General features: G+C 49.5%; 19 protein-coding genes. 2 read left to right on the top strand and 17 right to left on the bottom strand.

Annotated elements, in window-relative coordinates; translation table 11 throughout:
* Nucleotides 1-202 precede the first annotated feature (202 nt).
* Nucleotides 203-1,663 (top strand): polysaccharide deacetylase family protein, encoded by a 1,461-nt coding sequence (locus C7U56_RS03515; RefSeq protein ID WP_107000152.1) that lies wholly within the window; start codon nt 203-205, stop codon nt 1,661-1,663.
* 141 nt (nt 1,664-1,804) lie between these two features.
* On the opposite strand, the gene C7U56_RS03520 is transcribed toward C7U56_RS03515, so the two are convergent.
* From C7U56_RS03520 to C7U56_RS03605, 17 genes are all read right to left on the bottom strand, one after another.
* Nucleotides 1,805-2,740, bottom strand: coding sequence for a TIGR03943 family putative permease subunit (locus C7U56_RS03520; RefSeq protein WP_107000153.1), 936 nt, complete (start codon nt 2,738-2,740; stop codon nt 1,805-1,807).
* Nucleotides 2,741-2,758: 18 nt separating this feature from the next.
* On the bottom strand, nt 2,759-3,934 hold the full coding sequence (locus C7U56_RS03525; RefSeq protein ID WP_107000154.1) for a CobW family GTP-binding protein: 1,176 nt from the start codon (nt 3,932-3,934) through the stop codon (nt 2,759-2,761).
* 244 nt (nt 3,935-4,178) lie between these two features.
* On the bottom strand, nt 4,179-5,513 hold the full coding sequence (locus tag C7U56_RS03530) for an MATE family efflux transporter (protein WP_107000155.1): 1,335 nt from the start codon (nt 5,511-5,513) through the stop codon (nt 4,179-4,181).
* Nucleotides 5,514-5,931: 418 nt separating this feature from the next.
* Entirely contained in the window at nt 5,932-6,759 is an 828-nt protein-coding gene (locus C7U56_RS03540) for a metal ABC transporter permease (RefSeq protein ID WP_107000157.1), read from the bottom strand.
* A 3-nt stretch (nt 6,760-6,762) separates the two neighbouring features.
* A complete protein-coding gene (locus C7U56_RS03545) occupies nt 6,763-7,608 on the bottom strand; it encodes a metal ABC transporter ATP-binding protein (protein WP_107000158.1) in 846 nt (281 codons plus the stop codon).
* An 89-nt stretch (nt 7,609-7,697) separates the two neighbouring features.
* The gene (locus tag C7U56_RS03550) at nt 7,698-8,909 is read right to left on the bottom strand and encodes a metal ABC transporter substrate-binding protein (protein ID WP_233430169.1); all 1,212 of its coding nucleotides are present in this window, start codon (nt 8,907-8,909) and stop codon (nt 7,698-7,700) included.
* Between the two features lie 174 nt (nt 8,910-9,083).
* Entirely contained in the window at nt 9,084-9,767 is a 684-nt protein-coding gene (locus C7U56_RS03555) for an HAD family hydrolase (RefSeq protein ID WP_107000160.1), read from the bottom strand.
* Between the two features lie 269 nt (nt 9,768-10,036).
* Nucleotides 10,037-10,729: an epoxyqueuosine reductase QueH gene (locus C7U56_RS03560; protein WP_022359809.1), complete on the bottom strand. Its 693-nt coding sequence runs from the start codon at nt 10,727-10,729 to the stop codon at nt 10,037-10,039.
* Between the two features lie 262 nt (nt 10,730-10,991).
* Nucleotides 10,992-12,119, bottom strand: a complete 1,128-nt coding sequence (gene rpoD, locus C7U56_RS03565) for an RNA polymerase sigma factor RpoD (RefSeq protein WP_022359808.1) — start codon at nt 12,117-12,119, stop codon at nt 10,992-10,994.
* Nucleotides 12,120-12,423: 304 nt separating this feature from the next.
* Nucleotides 12,424-13,344 carry a diacylglycerol/lipid kinase family protein gene (locus tag C7U56_RS03570; protein WP_107000161.1) on the bottom strand — a complete coding sequence of 307 codons (921 nt, stop codon included), beginning with the start codon at nt 13,342-13,344 and terminating at the stop codon, nt 12,424-12,426.
* Between the two features lie 38 nt (nt 13,345-13,382).
* The gene (locus C7U56_RS03575) at nt 13,383-14,573 is read right to left on the bottom strand and encodes an A/G-specific adenine glycosylase (RefSeq protein ID WP_107000162.1); all 1,191 of its coding nucleotides are present in this window, start codon (nt 14,571-14,573) and stop codon (nt 13,383-13,385) included.
* Complete coding sequence (locus tag C7U56_RS03580) at nt 14,566-15,525, bottom strand: biotin--[acetyl-CoA-carboxylase] ligase (RefSeq protein ID WP_338108841.1); 960 nt, start codon at nt 15,523-15,525, stop codon at nt 14,566-14,568. Before C7U56_RS03580 ends, C7U56_RS03575 begins: the two co-directional genes overlap by 8 nt.
* Nucleotides 15,526-15,551: 26 nt before the next feature.
* Nucleotides 15,552-15,860, bottom strand: coding sequence for a DUF6637 family protein (locus tag C7U56_RS03585; protein WP_022359804.1), 309 nt, complete (start codon nt 15,858-15,860; stop codon nt 15,552-15,554).
* 243 nt (nt 15,861-16,103) lie between these two features.
* A complete protein-coding gene (locus tag C7U56_RS03590) occupies nt 16,104-17,042 on the bottom strand; it encodes an SPFH domain-containing protein (protein ID WP_022359803.1) in 939 nt (312 codons plus the stop codon).
* A gap of 5 nt (nt 17,043-17,047) precedes the next feature.
* Nucleotides 17,048-17,485 carry an NfeD family protein gene (locus C7U56_RS03595; protein ID WP_107000164.1) on the bottom strand — a complete coding sequence of 146 codons (438 nt, stop codon included), beginning with the start codon at nt 17,483-17,485 and terminating at the stop codon, nt 17,048-17,050.
* Between the two features lie 219 nt (nt 17,486-17,704).
* The gene (locus tag C7U56_RS03600; protein ID WP_107000165.1) at nt 17,705-18,499 is read right to left on the bottom strand and encodes a TrmH family RNA methyltransferase; all 795 of its coding nucleotides are present in this window, start codon (nt 18,497-18,499) and stop codon (nt 17,705-17,707) included.
* Nucleotides 18,496-20,463, bottom strand: a complete 1,968-nt coding sequence (locus tag C7U56_RS03605; RefSeq protein WP_181357180.1) for an NAD(+) synthase — start codon at nt 20,461-20,463, stop codon at nt 18,496-18,498. The genes C7U56_RS03600 and C7U56_RS03605 overlap by 4 nt, the downstream gene beginning before the upstream one ends.
* Nucleotides 20,464-21,270: 807 nt before the next feature.
* Here C7U56_RS03605 and C7U56_RS03610 point away from each other — a divergent pair.
* On the top strand, nt 21,271-22,380 hold the full coding sequence (locus C7U56_RS03610; protein ID WP_107000167.1) for a ribonuclease H-like domain-containing protein: 1,110 nt from the start codon (nt 21,271-21,273) through the stop codon (nt 22,378-22,380).
* Nucleotide 22,381: the final 1 nt, after the last annotated feature.

A 22,381-nucleotide genomic window follows, 5' to 3' on the forward strand; every position in this document is an offset into this window, starting at 1 on the left:
CCTATGCCAAAGAGAATTGTAAGAAACTGTCATAGACCACCTTTCCTTTTTATGGTATACTATAAGAACACAGACAGGCTTATAAAAACGTTTTCCGCCCTCTTCCTTGCTGTGTCGAGTCGGTGGCAAACTTTCTCGGCCTGTTATTACTATCTGACGCAAAAAACGACAGATAAATATGAATAAACAAAAGGTGAAAACTATGATGAGAAGAAATTCCTCCCTTGGAAACGTTGGATTTTCTGCACGTGGCGGACGTTCTAGGCGACGGCACGGCGGTTCCTCCAAACTTCCGTATTTAATTTTAATCGGCATTCTGATTGTACTGCTTGGAATTGCCGCGTTCCTCTGGGTGCGCCGCTCTCCGGCAGCACATGTATCTTCGGTTCCAGCGGCAACCGAAACGGATTCTGAAAATGGAGTAATTTCCCTTGATAATGCATCTGCACCTGCTGATGACAGCCTCGAGGGTGTCATCGCTCAGGCAAAGCTTCTGGCAGACGGTTATGACTATGACGGGGCAATCAATCTCCTGTCCAGCAGTACATACGCATCTGACGAGTCCGTGACGGCAGCGATCGACGAATACAACGCCACCAAAGAAACACTGGTGCGCGCTGATCCGCGCAAGGTAACGCATGTATTCTTCCATACACTGATTATGGATACCTCGAAAGCATTTGACGGCGACAGCCGCGAAAAGGGTTATAATCAGGTCATGACGACCAAGGATGAATTTATGAAGATTCTCCAGTCGATGTATGAGCGCGGTTTCGTTCTGGTACGTCTGCACGATGTAGCATATGAGGTGACCGCAGAGGACGGTTCCAAGCATTTCCAGGAGGGCGATATCATGCTTCCGGAAGGTAAGAAGCCGTTCGTCATGTCACAGGATGATGTCTGCTACTACGAATACATGGATGGCGACGGCTTTGCCTCCCGTATGATTATCGGCGAGGATGGCAAGCCAACGAACGAGATGAAGATGGACGACGGTTCTGTTTCCGTCGGTTCCTATGATCTGGTGCCGTTACTGGATGATTTCATCAAAGAGCATCCGGATTTCTCCTACCGCGGCGCAAAAGCGTGCATTGCTTTTACCGGTTACAATGGCATCCTGGGCTACCGCACCGATTCCGCCTACAATACTGACGAGTACAAAGCGGAACACCCGGATTTCAACTTTGAGGAAGAACGCGCCAACGCAGCAAAAGCCGTCCAGTGCCTGCGCGACGACGGTTTTGAAATTGCCTCCCACAGCTGGGGACACCGCAACATGGGTACGATCCCAATGGATAAATTCCGTGAAGATACCGATAAATGGGCAAATGAAGTCGAAACGCTGACCGGTCCGTGTGATATCATCCTCTTCCCGTTTGGAAGCGATATTGGGGACTGGCATCCGTATGATACAAGCAGCGAGCGCTTCCAGTACCTGTACAACAAGGGATTCCGTTACTTCTGTAACGTAGATTCCTCCCAGTATTTCGTCCAGATCGGCGACGATTATATGCGACAGGGGCGCCGGAACCTCGACGGCTACCGGATGTATTATGACCTTCCGGAAAGTGGAGTCGGCGGCGACCATTTGAGTGACCTGTTTGATGTCAACGAGGTATTTGACCGGTCAAGACCTACTCCGGTGCCGAAGATGACGGAGTAAGATAAATCTGTAATCCAATTTTAAATAAAAGAAAGAGAAATCGAGCATTTGTTCGATTTCTCTTTCTTTTTTAAAAACCCCGGAGTCTTCCACACTCCGGGGCACACCTTTTCATTCAAGCACAGCTTTCCGTTGCAAATCTTAGAACTGCACAATCTCCTCAATCGGCTCTGCCTTTTCCACGTAATCTGCATAAAGCATCGGACCTTCGCCCTCATACTCCGGCATATACTCATATTCTACGCGGGCACGTACTTTGACCCAGTCTTTCGTCTCAAGCAGACGGGCATTTTTTGCCTTGCACATGAAACCTAAGAACGTCATATCTGCCTCGCAGCAGGTCATCGCCATACGTCCAGGAACAAAGTTGTTCTTCGGGAAATCCGGGGTTTTCAGTACCATGCCGGTAAATTCAACGGTCTTTCCACGGTAACGGTCCGGTTTATCCATCGCATCAATATACCAGATACCATATGCCTCCGGCGGAATCTCGATCACTTCGGCATTGACATCAAATGGAAGATCCGCTTCGGTCACTTCCTCAATTTCGCCCTCTGCGTCCTCAAATACGATCTGAACCTGCGGGTTCATGCCCTTTAAAGTACGGCGGTATACATCCAGATCCTCGATCTCGTCGCAACGGTTCATGATAATCATTTCCGTGTTGCGGACCATGGCACCAATCAATGGTTTCATGTTCTGCAGGTATAAATCAAATGTGGAACCATCGATGATCGTGATCTGCTGATACAGATCCCAATCGTTCGGAAGTTTCAGGACATCCAGATTCCACATACCGTTCCACTCCATCAGAACTCGCTCCGGATTGTAAAGAAGCTCCAGATCCTGTAGGTATTCCGGCGTCAGCTTTTCCGCTTCCTCTATATAGACAACCGCTGTATGAGTCTGCTTTAAAAGCTCCTCATCATACTCTTCCTCGCCCTCTTCGCAGACAATCAGAAGTGTTTTTCCTTCGGTCTGGAAATAATCCTGCTGCATTGTAAATTTAATAAACTGGGTTTTTCCAGCTTCCAGAAAACCATTGATGAGAAACAACGGCATCTTATCTTCATTCATAGTTCATTCTCCTTGTATTTACGCGTTGAACGCTGCCTTCAGACCCTCTTCGTCCAGCTCGGCACCGATCACGCACACCTTTCCGGTAAAATCCGGTGCTCCCTCACGGATCTCAGCCTGCTCCGGAACCATATCAAAATGCAGCCATACGCCCTTTTCTTCACTCGGAACCATGCCTTTCGCACGCAGAACCTCGCCGTATTTATCACCATAAGCCAGATCATCCAGAATCTTCTGCAGATCTTCTTTCTTCATCACGCCGACATTCTCCAAGCCCCAGCTTGTAAATACATCATCTGCATGATGGTGTCCTTCGTGATCGTGGTGGTGGTCATGGCAGCCACAGCCACACTCGTCATCATGGTCATGATGATGGTGCTCATGATCGTGATCATGACAGCCACAATCGCAGTCATCGTCATGGTGATGATGCTCGTGATCATGATCATGGCAGCCACAGTCGCAGTCATCGTCATGGTGGTGATGCTCATGATCGTGGTCATGGCAGCCGCAATCGCAGTCATCGTCATGATCATGATGGTGATGATGCTCATGCATATGCTCTCTTGCCTCTTTCATCAGCTCCTCTGCCATATCATCTTCCTGCTCGATCATCTCAAGAAGCTGTGCGCCGGTCAGCTCGCTGCATGGAGTGGTCACGATGGTTGCCTTTGCATTGTGCTGGCGAAGCATCTCAACCGCGCCCTGTACCTTTTTCGGATCCGCTACATCGGTACGGCTTAACACGATCGTGCCTGCATTTTCGATCTGGTTGTTGAAAAACTCACCGAAGTTCTTCATATACATACGGCATTTGTTGACATCTACCACGGTAACCGCACTGTTTAACATAACCTCAATCTCAGAAGCCACATTTTTTACTGCATTCATAACATCAGACAGCTTGCCGACGCCTGACGGCTCGATGATAACACGATCCGGCTGATATTTGGTCAGAACTTCCTCGAGGGAACGTCCAAAATCGCCGACCAGAGAGCAGCAGATACAGCCGGAGTTCATCTCACGGATCTCGATGCCAGCGTCTTTTAAAAAACCGCCGTCAATGCCGATCTGTCCAAATTCATTTTCAATCAGAACGACTTTCTCGCCTGAAATTGCTTCTTTTAAAAGCTGTTTAATAAACGTAGTCTTTCCTGCACCCAGGAAACCGGAAATAATATCAATCTTTGTCATTTTACTTACCTTCTTTTCTGTACAAATGTGTACTGACTGTAAATCATTGTCCGCCCGGTACCTGGCATCCCGGCAATGCATAGCTTTACATCGCCCGAATCTGCCGAAGTTCCGATCAGCCACTTATTATTTTACACAAATACCTAGTAAAGTCAAGCATCGGCAAAATCCCGTTACTGGGCGCGTGTGAACAGTAACGTTTTTAGCCTCACATATATGCAGCCTTTTTGAGACCAAAAACGCCCTATAAAGACACAGTAATCGTCCGCTTCCAGCTCGCCCCAGCATACACTGCCGTGATAAGCTCTGCCAGCCAGAACGCGTGCCAGACACCGGTAGGACCGATGATCCGGCTGAGCACAAATGCGATCGGAATGATAATCACGGCATAGCGCATCAGGGAAATTTTCAGAGATTTAAGTCCCATTCCAAGTCCCTCAAACGCGCCGGAAGCAATGACGGAAACCGTTGACATGACAAAGCCCAGGCTGATGATCCGGAGCGCCGTTCTGCCGATCTCCACCGTCGAAGGCGTCTGCGTAAACAGCCCCATCAGGAAATCCGGCACCAGCTCGCCAAGCAGGGTTCCCGCTGTCATGATAATGCCAACAATCATAAGGGCCGCGCGGAAGATCTTTTTCACCCTCTCCTGCTCGCCTGCACCGTAATTGTAACCGATCAGCGGGCGCATTCCCTGCACCACGCCGCTGGCTCCCTGATAAAGCAGTGCCTGCAGCTTGTAGTAAACACCCAGCACCAGAATATATACCTGCGAAAATGGTGCCAGAATCGCATTGAGCGCCGTCAGAAGCAGGGATGTCAGCGCCATATTGAGTGTTGCCGCGATTCCGACTGAATACATACCGCCGCAGATCTCCTTCGACGGACGCATTTCCCGCAGCGAAATCTCCACATTTAACGGTTTCACATGGTTTAAAATCAAATAAAACAGCAGCGACGCCGTCTGCCCGATTCCTGTCGCCCACGCCGCACCGCAGATTCCCAGTTCCGGCATGGGGCCTAATCCAAAGATAAAGATCGGGTCCAGCACGATATTGACGCCGCATCCAATCAAGACGGCTGCCATCGATATTTTCATCTTTCCAACCGACTGGTAGACCTTTTCATATGCCATTCCCATCGTGTCAATCGTTGAAAACAGAAACACATTGCAAAAATACGTCAGTCCGTAGGAAATCGTTACCTCATCGCTCGTAAACATCCGCAGGAAATACGGAATCACCGCCATTCCTAAAATCGTTAAAATCATTCCATGTAAGGCACTTAAAAATACTCCCTGCGATGCTGTCTGGTTCGCCATCCGTGTTTTTCCTTCGCCAAGGCGTCTCGCCACCATCGCATTGATACCAACGCCAAACCCAACCCCGGCTGCATGCGCGAGGTTCTGGATCGGATAGACAAGCGAAACCGCCGTCATCGCGTCCTCACTGATCATTGCCACGAAAATGCTGTCCACGATATTGTAGAGTGCCCCGGCGATCATCGATATGATGACCGGGATTCCCATCGAAAGCAGCAGCGGGACAACTGGTTTTTCTTTCATGTAAGTCTGATCCATTTTTCCATCTCCATTCCCTTTTTTATTTTCCACTTTTCATGAGCGTTTCTGACACATTCTTCGCAGAAAAAACACCTGGGTTTCTTCCGCAAAGCATTTCTTATCAAATAAAAAAGAGACTACGGACTTTACTGTTTATCTCAGAAACAGTACAAACCCTATAGTCTCTTTAACGCTTAGACAAGCTATTCGATTTTCGTTTTCTATCGCCGACCAGCAACTCTGCAAGCTTTTGCTGGCGATCTGCCCATTCCGGCAACCGGATATTATTATAACCGCAAGCCATTTTATTTGTCAACCACTCCCCGGCAAATTCCTGCTGCCACCACGTTTTCTTACGGCACTTTCGGTTCCAAAAGTGCCTACCCGTGAACAGAAACATGAGCATACAGAATGTGTATGTTCTACAAAAAACATCCTATTTGCGGGCAGTAGCAGCTATCCCTCTCTGTATCAGCGAAAAGAGCAGAAACGCCGCCAGATCCACCACAACAACGCTCGCGCCCGCCGGTGTTGAGTACGTGTAGGACATCACCATTCCTCCAAAGAAACAGATCAGCGACAGAATCCCCGATGCGACGACCACGCCCCGGAAGCTCTTGAACACCCGCATGGAGGTCAGAGCCGGGAAAATAATCAGACTGGAGATCAGCATCGCGCCCATCATCCGCATTCCAATCACGATCGTGATCGCGGTCAGAACCGCTATCAGCACGTTATAGAGCGACACATTGACGCCGGTCGCCTTGGCAAAGCTCTCATCAAAGGTAACCGCAAATACTTTGTTATAGCAAAAAAGATATAATCCAAGCACCACCATGGAAAGCACCGCCGCAAACTGGACATCTTCCCGGCTCATCGCGAGAATACTTCCAAACATATAGCTGCTGACATCGGTCGTCATACCGGTTGTCAGGGAAGTTACGATAATACCGATTGCAAGCGCACTGGCCGAGATCATCGCAATCGCAGCGTCACTCTTTACTTTTCCATGTTCCGTGATCCGCAGCAGGAAAAATGCCGCCAGCACGACCACCGGAATCGAAACCTTTAAAGGCGACCAGCCTGCCGCCAATGCGATCGAAAGGGATCCGAACGAAACATGGGATAAACCGTCTCCAATCATTGAGTAGCGTTTCAGCACCAGGCTGACACCCAGCAGAGAGGCGCAGAGAGAGACTAAAAGACCGCCGATCAGCGCCCGCACCATAAACGGGTATGATAACATTTCAGATATAATTCCCATCTTCTACACCTCCTTCTCCGCATTCCTGTCTTTCAAATGCTGTTTCGTTTCAGAATCAGTTTCCGAACCCATTTCCGGCTTCTGCATCTTCCTGATTCCATCCTTCTGCATCGGCACTCCGCATCTGTGCCCCAGAGTTGCCAGCTCTTCCCGTCCCAGGAAAGAATGAGCAATCTCACTCTTCACATATTCTTTCATCGTACCCCAGAACAGCGGCTTCTGCCGCATCTGCAAAATTTTTCCTCCCTGATGCACAATATTTGCCATATCATGGGAAACCATCAGGATTGCAACCTTTTCTTCCTGATTCAGTTTCCGGATCAGCTGGTAAAAGTCCAGAATCGCCGACGGATCGAGTCCCGTGATCGGCTCATCGAGAATTAGCAGCTTATCCGTCGCACAGAGCGCCCGCGCGATCAGAACACGCTGTTTCTGACCGCCGGAAAGCTCTCTGAAACAGCTTTTTTCCAGATCGCGGATTCCCAGACGATCCAGATTTGCCCGCGCCTCTTTCTTTTCTTTCATCGAATAAAACGGGCGGCTGCCGCGTTTTCCCAGGCACCCGGAGATAACCACCTCAAACACAGTCGCTGGAAAGTCCTTCTGCGCGTCGGTCTGCTGCGGCAGGTAACCAATACCGGCTTTTTTTAATTCTTCTGAATATTCAATCCTGCCCGAAGTCGGTTTTAAAAGTCCCAGAATGCCCTTCATCAGGGTACTTTTTCCCGAACCATTTTCCCCGACAATGCAGATGTAATCGCCCTCATTTACCTCCAGGTTCACATCCAGCACCGCATCCTGGTTTTCATAACCAAAACCTACATGCTCACATTTTAAGAGTAATCCCATCTATAATTCCTTTCACTACTGCTCTACTCTTCTATTGTCATAAACATTCACCATGGCTAAAGACTTTTTCCCATAATCATCTATTCTTTTTATGACAATCCCTTTTTCAAGTTCTTTACGTTCTGCTCCATCAATTCCAGATAGGTAACGCCCGAATCAAACTGGTGTCTCGTCACATTGTGGCAGGAGTGGAACAACAGTGGTTCCGCGCCCGTCTCTTCCCCGATGATCTCCGCCACGCGCGGGCTGGAAAGCTCCAGGTAATAGACGGCTGATATCTGTTCCTCCCGCACCTTATCGATCAGGTAGGCGATGGTCTTGGCACTCGGCTCCGTATCCGTACTGCATCCTGAAAATGCCGCCCTGTATTCCAGCCCATACTCATCGAAAAAGTACCGGAGTGGAAATTTATCACCGAAAACGACGAGACGGCGCTTGGCATGGGAGACAACTTCTCTGAATTCTGCATCCAATTCCGTCAATTTATCCTGATAGGACGCGCAGTTTTCCGCATAGGAAGCCGCGTGCGCCGGATCTTCCTGTGCCAGCACCTCCGCCAGCACGCCGGCCAGCTTTTTCGCATTGACCGGGGATGTCCAGATGTGCTCGTCATATTCAATCTCGACGCCGTGACCATCGTCCTCATCCAGATACTCTTGAGCGTGATCTTCATCATGAACCGCCACATCTTCCATATCATGCTCATCCTCGCTGTGAATATGCTCTTCTGTGTCGTGTTCTTCTTCACTGTAAACATGGTCCTCTGGCTCATGTTCTTCTTCACTGTGAGCATGATCTTCCGACTCATGATCGTGATCACCCGCATGAACTGTTCCATCCGCATGAACATGCATATGTCCATGATCGTGCGCCTCTCCCTCTTCCATGCCCTCGACGATCTCCTCCTGCACTACATCCACGCAATCCATCATCGTCACGACGCGCTTCGGTCCGGTGCCTTCCCCGAAGGAATCAAGCACCTGCGAAAGCCACTGTTCCATCGTACCGCCGTTGCAGACTAACAGATCTGCATTCTGGATCGTGATCATGTCCGCCGGCGTCGGCTCGAACGAATGGCTGTCCATGCCCGCCGGAACGACCATCGTCAGCCGGATCGAATCCCCGGCAATCTGCCGGAGAAAATCGTAATACGGAAATAGCGTCGTCACAACGTTTAAGCGCGTATCACCAGACGCATCTGCCCCTTTTAACGGATTCGACGATGAATCAGACGATGCAGTTCCCCGCCGTGGCGTACACGCTGTAAGAACACAGGAAAAGGCAATCAAAAAAGCAAGCATCCATGATATCCATTTACATTTAAATTCATTCTTGTGTTTTACCATATTTCTTTTTTACCCTTAACTTCTTCTATTTCAGTAAATGTTTTTCAATAAACATTTCGAATTACTCTTTCAAATATCATTTTCTTTCACAACTGTTTCTCTTTTCAAAGCTATGAACAAACACAGACACTACTCCATTCTTCCATGTGACTCATTCTTTTTCTTCACAATCTCCGCTACTTCCGACGGATGTGCCACAATATACTGCGGATGGCAACCTTCCAGCTCTTCCCGGTCACGGAAGCCCCAGAGCACGCCGACCGTGTCCATTCCGGCATTCAGCCCAGTTTCCATATCTGTATTCGTATCGCCCAGATACAGACACTCTTCCTGTTTTATACCCAGTTCCCGGCAAATGGCGAACGCCCCGTCTGGAGCCGGTTTTTTCGGCGTTCCCGCCTGCTCGCCGCGCACCACATCAAAATATCCTTTCCCAAAGAATGTCTCAATATTCACAATTGCCTGCTCATGCGGCTTGTTCGAAAGGACAGCCACATGTACACCCATCTCTTTTAACGACGCCAGCAGTTCCCGGATACCGTCATATGGCTCTACGTCTTTCAGGCAGTATTTAGAGAAATTCTCCATATAAATCGGAAGCGACGCTTCATAATGAACCAGCTTCTCATCCCCCGCCAGCACCAGCGCGCGCTTCATCTGCATCCGGTATCCATTTCCCACGATCCGTTTCGTTTCCTCCGGTGTAACATGGCGCAGTCCGAATGCATCCAATGTTAAATTTGTCACATAAGTCAGCGCATAAACCGTATTTAAAAGAGTTCCATCCAAATCAAATATACATAAGCGGTACATTGCGTTTCTTCCTTTCTGTTTCCATCTTTTCTTATAACTTTTTTGTTACTGTTCACGCATACGTGCTCAGTAACGGAATTTGCCGTGGCTTCGCATTTAAATACGGCAAATTCCTGCTGCCACCACGTTTTCTTACGGCACTTTCGGTTCCAAAAGTGCCTACCTGTGAACAGTACCACTTTTTTCCCCTCACAGCCGTTTCATACTTTCACAGCTACAGGCAATCATCCATACAAACTCATCTTCAACCAAACATATCGCCCCGCAAATCACGATGTTTCCTGCCTCTCCTTCTGCATCTGCTCTTCACGCTCCCGCTTCGAGAACACGCATCCGCAGTAATTCTGCCGGTATAGATGATACTGCGCCGACAGCTCGATCGAGCGCTTATATCCCTCTTTTTTCTTGAAATCCGACGGCAGAAATGCCACATGATACTCTTCTCCCATCGCCTGCCCGATCGTATTGAGGCGCCCGGCATTTTTGAGCGGACTGATCGTGAGGGTCGTCGTGAACCAGTCATAGCCGCCCTCGGCTGCCAGCTTCGCCGCTTCCCGTAGGCGCATCTCAAAACAAATACCGCAGCGCTCGCCGCCCTCCGGATCCTTCTCATGCCCCCGGACTGCCTCATAGTAGCATTCCGGGTCGTATTTTCCTTCTACAAACCGGATCGGATGCACCGCTGGAAGCTCCCGGATCAGCCGCTGTACCTCCTCCGTGCGCGCCTCATATTCCTCTTTCGGTGAAATATTCGGATTGTAGTAGAACACCGTAATCGAAAAATACTGCGACAGATATTCCAGCACGTAGCTGCTGCACGGCGCACAACAGCTGTGGAGAAATAAAGTCGGAACTCTGCCGTCCCGGACTGCTGCATCCAGCACTTTTTCCATTTCTTTCTGATAATTTCGTTTCGCCGTCTGTGTCTTTCTGGCTGGCGGATTTTTCATTGGTTCCGACATTTTTCTCTCCTCTTTCTATAAATTCCCATCTGTCCGTGCATTTTCCATCCAGCACACGATACTTCTATCCGAAACGCTTCTTTCCTGACAAACATCATTTCCATCCTTAGACGTCATATGAAGATATGCACAATAATTCATATTCTTCAAAACTTGAAAAAGCAGCCTGTACCCACGGACGGGTACAAACTGCTTTATCTTTTTATTAAACCTTTCAGGAAATTCCAAACAAATTCCCCTTTTTATCAAAATGATACAACTCTTACAGGAAATCGCGAATCCGTTTGCTCCGGACCGGATTTCTTAATTTACGAAGTGCTTTTGCCTCGATCTGGCGGATACGCTCTCTCGTTACGTTGAATGCTTTTCCGACCTCTTCCAGGGTTCTCGGATGTCCGTCCTCCAGACCAAACCGGAGAATAATAACCTGACGCTCTCTCTCCTTCAGGTCTCCAAGCAATGCATCGATATGCTCACGCAGCATAACAGATTCTACATTCCCTTCCGGCGTTACCACGTTACCGTCCGCTACGAAATCACCCAGATTGGAATCGTCTTCCTCACCGATCGGGGTTTCCAGGGAAGCTGGCTCACGTGCGATCTGCATGATCTCCATGACCTTATCCTCGGACATGCCAAGCGCCTCGGAAAGCTCTGCCACCGACGGCTCATAGCCCAGTTCCAGCGTCAGCTTACGCTGCATCTTGGACATCTTGTTGATCGTCTCTACCATATGCACCGGGACACGGATAGTTCTCGCCTGATCCGCCAGAGCCCTTGTAACAGACTGACGAATCCACCAGGTCGCATATGTACTTAACTTATAACCCTTTGTATAATCAAACTTCTCAACGCCCTTAATAAGACCCAGATTGCCTTCCTGAACCAGATCCAGGAAGCTCATGCCGCGTCCTGTATAGCGCTTTGCAATGCTGACAACCAGGCGCAGGTTTGCCTCAATCAGGCGCTCTTTTGCATTCACATCCCCCTCTGCTTTGCGCTTTGCAAGGCGGATCTCCTCCTCCGCGCTCAGAAGCGGAACAGTACCGATCTCTTTCAGGTACATGCGGACCGGATCTTCCGTGCCGATTCCCTCTAATAGATCGATCGCATCCAGATCGATATCCTCTTCCTCGTTCTTGAGGAATTCATCATCCACATCATCATCGAGCATCGAATCATTTTCCTTGAGGATCGAATCATCGATCACCTCCGGAATGACATCAATATTATTCTGCTCCAGATAATTGTAAATCTGCTCCATCTGCTCTGTCTGCAGATTATCGCCCATAAAAAAGTTATTGATCTCTGTCACGTCCAGCGCGTTCTGCTTGGACTTTGCTAACTCTACCAGTTTCCTTAACTTACCTAAAAAATTTTCTTTCTCCACGAATTAACGTCCTTTCGATTTATTTCGCTTAGAAGTTTCTTTATATCTAACGTGATATTGTCCCTCGATTGTTTGTGTGCTCTTATTTTCCTGCACCTTTCCCTGCAATATCCCGAAAGTACATTATATACGATTAAATTCTATTTTTCAACAATTTTCGAAATTTTTCGATCTATTTCTATTTAGGCAGTTACTGTTCACGCATACGTGCCCAGCAACGCAATTTGCCGTGGCTTCGCATTTAAATACGGCAAATTCCTGCTGCCACCACGTTTTCTTACGGCACTTTCGGTTACAAAAGTGCCTACCCGCGAACCGTAACTTCAGGCACCCGGATCGCAATCTCTCTTGGTTTATTTTCAATCACGACCTCTGTCTGACTTCCACCAAACTCACCGTCCAGCGACCAGTCCACCAGCTCCTCCGACTGTACCGTCAGTTTCGAGGTGCGGAACTTGAATACGCATTCATTTTCGCCCTCTCTCTGAATCAGATAAGCAGCAATACTTGCAATGTCAAGCGGCGTGCGCGGTTTCCGGACCAGAAGCACCTCAAACTCCCCGTCATCCAGCGCCACGTCCATACCAACCAGTCCTTTAAAACCTCCGATCGAGGTCGTATTGGTCACCATTCCCAGAATAAATTCCTCTTCCAATTCTCTCTGCTCCCCCAGATGTTCCCACGTAAGGCGCATCCGGTAGGATTTAAGCCCTGTCAGGCGTTTGATGGCTTCCAGCATATATGCCTGATGCCCCAAAATATTTTTCGTCTCCTGCGGGGTCGAATAGGATACCTCCGTAAATGCTCCGAACGCCGCCACATAGACGAAATACCGGTTTTTGCCGAATACACCGACATCCACCAGAAATGGTTTTCCCAGCGCAGCTGTCTGCGCCGCTTTCCGCATATTTTTCGGAAGTCCCAGACTGGATGCGAAATCATTCGTGGAACCCGACGGGATATATCCTAACTCCGGGCGCTTTTCCGGGGTGATCGTCATCAGCCCCGATACCACCTCGTTGAGCGTACCGTCCCCGCCGCTGCACACGACCAGTTCCTTCGTTTTCGCACGTGCCGCCTGATACTCCGCGTCCTTCGGTCCCTGCGTAATATAAACAGACGGTCCATAGCCCGCCTTTACAAAACTATCTAAAATTTCAAGAAGACGACTTCGAATCTGTTCTTTGCCAGATCTCGGATTGATGATAAAAAGCATTTTTTTCATAATCGCCATTTCTCCTGTTTCCCCACACTAACAGTATTTCATATTAATATATTTGTATACACGCGAAATGCATTGGGGATCGGATAGCGATCCTGCAGCTGTGCCCGGCGCACCATCAAAACTGTTTTATCCTGATAGCCGGATGCCCGTTTCAAGCGGATTCTGCGTCCACACATATGCCATTCAACATGGGAAAAAATGTGGACTGCATCCGGCAGATCCTCGGTTTCCCTGATATCCGCCTCCGCGATCCCCAGTTCTTTCGCTGCCTCCGCCGCACTCTTTTTTCCGTCCAGATTGACATATTCGTAGAGGGACGCCAACAATCCCTTGCTGCTGCGCTTGCGGATCGCCACCGTATCCTCCCACTCAATCAGGCAGACCGTTTTTTCCTCGATCCGGCGCGGCTTTTTCGGCGGCTTGACCGGATATTGCTCCTCCTCTCCCCGCCGGTGCGCCAGACAAAGGGATTCCAGCGGGCACTTCTCACAGAGCGGACGTCCGCCCGGGATGCAGACAAGCGCGCCCAGCTCGATCCATGCCTGATTATATTCACCCGGATGAAATAGCTCTTCTGACCGTGATGCCGTGGAAACCTCACCGGCATCATCACCGGCTGACAAATAGGAATCTCTTTCCTCCGTCCGGCGCACAAGTTCCGCCTCCAAGCGCCGCTCATATTCCTTTCGAAGCGCCGGCTTCGTGCTGTCCTGTGGGTCAGCAAACAAGCGTGTCAGAACACGCACCACATTTCCATCCAGCGCCGGAGCCGGCAGATCATACGCGATCGACGCAACTGCCCCGGCCGTATAACTTCCGATGCCCGGAAGTTTCAATATCTCATCCCGCGACGCAGGCATCTGACCGCCGTAGTCTTCCATCAGGCAGACCGCTGCCTTTTTTAGGTTCCGGGCTCTGGAATAATACCCAAGTCCCTCCCACAGCTTCAAAAGCCGCTCTTCGTCCACCTGCGCGAGCGAGGTGATGTCCGGGAGTGCTTCCATAAAACGGGCAAAGTACGGTTTGACCGCCTCTACCCGTGTCTGCTGCAGCATGATCTCCGAAATCCAGACCGAATACGGTTCCGGATTCTCCCGCCACGGAAGGAGCCGCCGGTTTTTCCGGTACCAGGAGAGCAATGGAGCGCCGGATGCCGCCAGCCTCTCTTCTTCCGCATAAGGTATTTCCCCCTCTAAAGGCTTCAACGACGCATAAAAATCTTTATACATATCCGTAAATGCCCCGGACAGATACCTCTCCTGAGATCACCTTGCACACTTTTCCGTCTTCTGTGCGGACCAGCAGTTCGCCCATCTCATCAATTCCGAGCGCCATTCCAGTATACTCATTGCCCGGAGACAGGACACGCACCTGTGTACCGCAGTTTGCCAGACGGCTGTTATAAACGTCCATCAGGGATTTCAGGTTCTGGTTTTCCATGAATTTATCATAATATCCCTCATACGCACGCATGATCGCGGCGATAAGCTGGCTGCGGCGCACTTCTTTTCCTGTCTCCAGATACAGAGACGTTGCCACATCCCGAATCTCCTCCGGGAACTCGTGATTTGCAACGTTGATACCAATACCAGTCACGATATAATTAATACACTCTAATTCCGTGCTCATCTCGGTCAGGATACCACAGACCTTCTTTCCATTGACGACGATATCGTTCGGCCACTTGATCTTTGCCTCCAGATCACAAACCTCCCGAATCCCGTCGGCAACTGCCAGAGCCGCCACCAGCGTCAGCATCGACGCGCAGGTCGGAGGAAGCTCCGGGCGCAGAAGCAGGCTCATCCAGATGCCGACGCCATGCGGCGCCGCCCAGCTTCTTCCGCGGCGTCCCTTTCCCATCGACTGATAATCCGCGACTGCCAGCGTACCGTGCGGGGCATCTTTCTCCGCCGCTTTCTTGATCTCGGTATTGGTTGAATCTGTCTCGTCAAAATATAAAATATTTTTTCCAGCCCACTCGCTGTCGATGCTGCTCTCCAGCTCTGCCTGGCTGAGAACATCGCCCAGGAAACGCAGCCGGTAACCGCGGTTCCGGACCGCCTCTATCTCATATCCTTCTGCCTCCAACTGTTTGATAACTTTCCAGACTGCCGTCCGTGATACATTTAAACGCTCACAGATCTCCTGTCCGGACAGGTAATCATCCGTTTCTTTTAACATTCGCAAAACTTCTGTTTTCACTTTTATTACCCCCACCATATTGTAAGTGTACTGACAATACATAAAAGGAACAATCCTGCTCCCACAGCCATCAGGATCATTCCGCCGGTCCGCAGATGCTTTCTTCCCCTTCCCCGGCGATAGCGGTCATAGCCATTGGCAAAATTCAGTACCGCTGCCAGAAGAAAGATTACCGGAAACAAAATCCGGTTTTCATCCGGGTTCAGAAACGCAAGAACCGCAAATATCACGATCAATATACCCACTACGATATGAAGCATATCCAGGGCAAACGCGATATTCGCGCTTTTCTTTCTTTTTTCCTGCAGGTTCAACGCATCCACTCCTTACTTATATTCGTATTCGCAAACAACAGCCTCATTCTTCATATAGCACATAGCTTCTTGCATATACCCTTTCATCAACATATATGGGTATACATATCACTATGGGATATTATACCGAATGTCCGCAGGCTTGTCAAAAAAGAAATCGAAAAAGGCTGCGGTTCCTGCTTTACATAACCATCAGCCTTTTCTTATACCTTCTTTTTATAACTTAGAGCCGCTCACTCCCGGCTACTCTGCCTTTTGAACATCCGTGCCAACTTCCGTCAGACCCTTTACCAGACCGGCAATGCCCTGGATCTCGGACGGGATGATGATCTTCGTCGCCTTGCCGTCCGCTGCTTTGGCAAATGCCTCCAGGCTCTTGAGCTGTAGCACTGCATTGTCCGCGCCTGCTTCCTTGATGAAGCGAAGTCCGTCTGCTTCCGCTTTCTGGACTTTGAGGATCGCTTCCGCCTCACCTTCTGCCTCGCGGATCATCTTTTCCTTCTGTGCTTCTGCACGCAGGATCGCCGCTTCCTTCTCTGCTTCTGCTTCCAGAATCGCGGACTCTTTCTTACCTTCGGCTACCAGGATCGTCGATTTCTTCTCGCCTTCGGCACGGAGAATGGACTCACGGCGCTCACGCTCTGCCTTCATCTGTTTCTCCATCGCATCCTGAATAGCTGCCGGAGGAATGATATTTTTCAACTCAACACGGTTTACCTTGATTCCCCACGGGTCTGTCGCCACATCGAGTGCAGCGCGCATCTTCGTGTTGATCGTCTCACGGGAGGTTAAGGTCTGGTCAAGTTCGAGATCACCGATGATATTTCGAAGGGTGGTCGCCGTCAGGTTCTCGATCGCCATGATCGGGTTCTCAACACCATACGCAAACAGCTTCGGATCCGTGATCTGGAAAAATACAACCGTATCAATCTTCATCGTAACGTTATCTTTCGTGATAACCGGCTGCGGTGCAAAATCTACAACCTGCTCTTTTAAAATGACTCTTTTTGCCACGCGGTCAATGAACGGCACCTTGAAATGCACGCCAACCGACCATGTCTCCAGATAAGCACCCAGACGCTCTACGACTAATGCCTGTGCCTGCGGCACAATCCGGATACAGGATGACAAAATCAGAAGTACCACAATTGCAATGACAAGAAAACTGATAACTGCTCCCATATTTCCTACTCCTCCTTACATTTGCTGACAATCAGCTTGACGCCGCTGACCGCCTGAATCTGTACCATCGTATCCTTCGGAATCCGGCTTCCATCCGCCGAGCGTGCCGTCCATTCCTGACCGGACACCATCGCCGTCCCTCTCGCCTCGTCGTTATCAATCTCTGCGGTTACCCGCGCTTTTTTACCCACCAGCGCGTCCACATTGGTCCGCACCGTCTTCTGATTGATATACCGGAGTGCCAATGGTCTTGTTGAATACAAAAGAAGGAATGAAACAACGACAAACACTGCCATCTGGATGTAAAGATTCACTCCCGCGATCGACAGGACACACGCAATCAGAGCGCCTCCAGCAAACCAGATCGAAGTCAGCGCCATCGACGCTGCTTCCAGCCCGATACACACTACAAACACCGCCAGCCAGACACACCATACTGACATGTCATCCCCTCCTTCCATATAGGTCTTTTGACCCTGATATCTTAAAACTAGTATACGATATTTTCTGACATTTATCAACCAATCAGCTCTGTTTTTGAACTTACGGTTTTATTACAAACTTCTTAATGGAACATATCGATCTGCAGTTCAATTTATTTCTTCACTGCTCTCTATTTGCACAAACTATCCGGCTTAAAACATTGTTTCAAAAAATGCAATTTACTGCCGTCTCTGCCGTGCCGTCTCAAACAGCAGCACCGAAGCCGCCACCGCTGCATTGAGGGATTCAACCTTTCCAGCCATCGGAATCCTCACCCACGCGTCAGCAAGCGCCGCCGTCTCCTCGGTCAGACCATTTGCCTCATTTCCGATCAGGAAGCCGGACGGACCTGTATAATTTTCTTCTTCGTAGTTATGTTTCCCCTTTAAATGTGCCGCATAGAGGCGGATTCCCTGCTTTTTTACTTCCCCGATCGTCTGATGCAGGTCGTCCGTGTAGATAAACGGCACCCGGTAGATCGAGCCCATCGTGGAACGGATGACCTTCGGGCTGTAAATATCAGCTGAACCACGGTCAAGAATGATGCCTGTCACACCCGCCCCCTCTCCGGCACGCAGGATTGTTCCCAGATTACCCGGATCCTGCAGCGTCTCCAGAATCACAAGCTCCGGTGCCTTTCCGTCCGGGCTATTTTTCAGCACATCTGAGAGCTGATAGGAAAACTGTTCCGCTATCGCCAGGATACCCTGCGGTGTCTGGGTGTCCGACATATGGCGCATGACCTCATCCGTCACCGTCTCATACCGGCAGCCAGCCAGCAGTTTTTCTGCTCTTTCCCCCTGCTGGCGCAGAAAATTTTCCGACACATAGACTTCGCGGCGTCTCTCCACCGGCAGTTCCCCGAACATCTTCGGACCTTCCACCAAAAAGACGCCCTGTTCCCGTCTTGCTTTTGCTTTCTTTGCAAGCGCCGTCACCGCTCTGACACGGGCGTTGCCCGTGCTCGCGATCACAGGCTGCCTCCTGCCGCGTTCGTCTCCGGCACTCCGTAAACGCAATCCTCATCCAGTGTTTCCAGCTCCTCCAGCCACAGGCGGCTGCACGCATCGCTCGGCATACGCAGGTCGCCGCGCGGTGATACTGCAGCAGAACCTACCTTCGGACCATCCGGCAGGCAGGAACGCTTAAACTGCTGGTTGAAGAAACGGCGGTAGAACACCTTCAGCCATTTAAGGATCGTTTCCTTATCATAAGCACCGTCAAATGCCTGACGCGCCAGGCGGTAAATCTTGCCCGGACGGTAGCCGAATCTTAATATATAGTAGAGATAGAAATCATGCAACTCATAAGGACCAACCAAATCCTCCGTTTTCTGTGCGATCTTTCCATCCTCCTCCGGCGGCAGAAGCTCCGGGCTGACCGGCGTATCCAGTACATCCAGCAGAATATCAGAAAGCTCTTTCTCGCCACAGGTATCTGCATAATAGCGCACCAGATGGCGCACCAGCATCTTCGGAACCGAGCAGTTGACACCGTACATCGACATATGATCGCCGTTGTAGGTCGCCCAGCCAAGCGCCAGCTCCGACATATCGCCGGTACCGATGACAAGACCGCCGATCTTATTGGCAAGGTTCATCAGAACCAGCGTCCTCTGGCGTGCCTGTGAATTTTCATACGTTACATCATGAACCGACGGATCCTGCTCAATGTCGCGGAAATGGATAGTAACTGCCTCTCGGATATCGACTTCTTTCAAGGTTGCACCCAGCTTTTTCGTGAGCTGGCAGGCATTCTGGTACGTCCGGTCAGTCGTACCAAAGCACGGCATCGTCACAGACAGAATATTTTCACGCGGAATCCCCAGCAAATCAAAGGCGCGCACGGTTACTAAAAGTGCCAGCGTTGAATCCAGACCGCCTGAAATACCAACGACAGCATGGCGGCATCCGGTATGTTTGAGACGTTTTTTCAATCCCATCGCCTGAATCGAAAGGATCTCCTCGCAGCGGCGGTTCCGGCTGCCCGCATCGTGTGGGACAAACGGGGTCGGATCGATCGCGCGCTCCAGCGCAAGCGGTTTCCGATCCAGCGTAAAGCTTACAAACCGGTAATCCTCACGGCCTTCCGTCTGATAGGTCGTCATCCGGCGGCGCTCACATTCCAGACGTTCCAAATCGATATCTGCGTAGATCGTCTGATTCTCAAATCGCGCTGACTCCGACAGGATATTGCCATTCTCAGCGATAATATTCTGGCCGCCAAAAACGAGATCCTGGGAAGACTCTCCCTCGCCCGCATTGGCGTAAATATACGCACAGAGAAGTCGCGCCGACTGACCGCTGATCAGACTTCTGCGGTACTCGCTCTTGCCTGTCACCTCATCGCTGGCAGAACAATTGACGATCACCGTTGCCCCCGCCGACGCGTGTGCAATACTCGGTGGATTTAAAACCCAGACGTCCTCGCAGATCTCCGCCCCCACGACGAGATTTTCCACATTGTCACAGGAAAATAAAAGCTTCATTCCCATTGGCACCTGATAACCGTCCCAGGAAACCTCGATTGTCTTTTCCCAGCCCGGGTTGAAATAACGTCCCTCATAAAATTCAGAATAGTTTGGAATCCATCTCTTCGGAACCAGACCGAGCAGCTTTCCATCCTGGATCGCCGCTGCCACATTGTACAATTTATTGTTGTATTCCCACGGAAGTCCTACAAATACAAGCATTGAATCGCCAGCTGTAAAGGCGATCAGCTTCCTAAGCTCTTCCTTTGCCTTCGCCAGCAGCGATTTCTGGATAAACAGCTCACCGCACGTATATCCCGTCAGCACCAGCTCTGGAAATACCATCATCGAAGCGCCCTTTTTGCGCCCCTCCTCTATCTGTTCACAAACCTGTTCCCGGTTGTACTCTACATCTGCCACCTTCACTTCCGGCGTTGACGCGGCAACCCGGATAAAGCCATCTCTTATCATATGGTTTGTCTCCCTTATAAATAATTTTTAAAAACATAGCAACTGTTCAATAGGTCTGCGCATTTACTGCGCTGACCGTACGAAAACATGGACCAGCAGGCAAAAATCCCATTGCCGTAGGCAATTTTAAATGGATTTTTGCGCGTGACTGTGAAGGTACTGAACAGTTACGAATTTATTGTAGCTGTCACTATACAAAAAGTCAAACATATATAAAAAGAGAGCCGCTTTTCCCCCACAGAAAGCAGCTCTCCGGTCACGTTCACAACCGTTACATTAAATAGTTTGATTGCTGTATGTAAATATACCACCCTTTTCCAATTTTGTCAACGTCACTTTTGTCATTTTGCACAATAAATCATTTTCTTTTTTCGACAAGAAAAAGCAATTTTCACAGTTCTTTTTTACAAATCTTTCCGCTTTCAGTCTTTGAAAACTCCTTTAGCAAGGCAAATTCGCGCGGGATCTCATAATCTGCCAGTCTTTCCGCCAAAAATTCCCGAATTGCCATATTGGTACAACCACATTTCCCGCTGTCACTTCCGACATTTTCTAGTATATCGGAATTTCAAAAGATTGCCAAACTTGTACCACTGAGGGTTTACAAATTGTTTTTCTTTTTACTCAACTGCCAGAACGGATATTTCACGATACCGGGTGTGTTATTGTTTTGTCTTTTTAAACGGTTGCTTTTCACTTCCGATGAATTTATAATAACGCCATAGGTTACAGTCTGAAACCAATCCCCGACGCAATGCGGATCTGGGGCGGACATTATAAACCGACACAGGAGGATACTGCCAAATGATCACCATTCAAAATCCGCTGACCTTTACTTCCTCTTATCCGCCCAAACGGTTAGGAGCTATCTCCGATCTGCTCTTTTTCGATATCGAGACAACCGGCTTTTCCGGCGACTACGCCTCGGTCTATCTGATCGGCTGCGTCTGGCACGACGGAAACACCTGGATTCTGACCCAGTATTTTGCCGAGACGAGGGATGCAGAGGAAGAGGTTCTCGACGCTTTTTTTGCACTTCTCCGGACAAAGCGCATCCTCGTCCATTTCAACGGCGACGGGTTTGACATTCCATTTCTGACGAAACGCTGTGTTTTTTATAAAAAGGACTGGAATTTTGAAGCGGTTGAAAGTTTTGATATTTATAAGAAAATACGCCCATTAAAAAAATTGCTGGGACTTGAAAATCTGAAACAGAAAAGCATCGAGCGGTTCCTCGGCATTGCCCGCGAAGATAAGTACAACGGCGGTCAGCTCATCGAGGTTTACGGTGAATATTTACAGACGCACTCTGAATTGCTGAAACACCTTCTGATTCTCCATAACGAGGATGACTTAAAGGGAATGCCGCAGATTCTGCCGATTCTCGCCTACCCGGACTTTCTGACCGGCGATTTTTCTTTCAAAGGTTCAGAAAGCCGTGATATCCCATATGCGGACGGAAACTCAGAAAAGCACCTGCTGCTTCACTATGAAAGTCCCGTCTCTCTGACAAGCGGATTCCAGTTTTCCATCGGTGATCTGGAGCTGTCGGCGGAAGGAAACCGCCTGACGCTCGACCTTCCATTATATTCCGGGGAACTGAAACGATTTTACAGCGATTATGAGAATTATTACTATATGATCTACGAGGACTGCGCCATCCACAAAAGTGTCGGTCAGTATGTGGATCGCTCCGCCCGCAAGAAGGCAACCGCCAAAACGTGCTACACCCGCGCAGCCGGGCTGTTTGTGCCGCAGCCGCTTCTTGCAGATGGCACTCCGATGTGGCATGAATGCCTGAAAGCAGACTATAAGAGTAAGCAGCTGTTTGTGCCGTATTCAGAACAGCTTTTCACAGATCCAGAGACGGCAGTGCTGTACTTACATAATTATCTGAGAGAATTGTCCTTATAAA

It is taken from the genome of Clostridium fessum, from assembly GCF_003024715.1.
GTDB lineage: Bacteria > Bacillota > Clostridia > Lachnospirales > Lachnospiraceae > Otoolea > Otoolea fessa.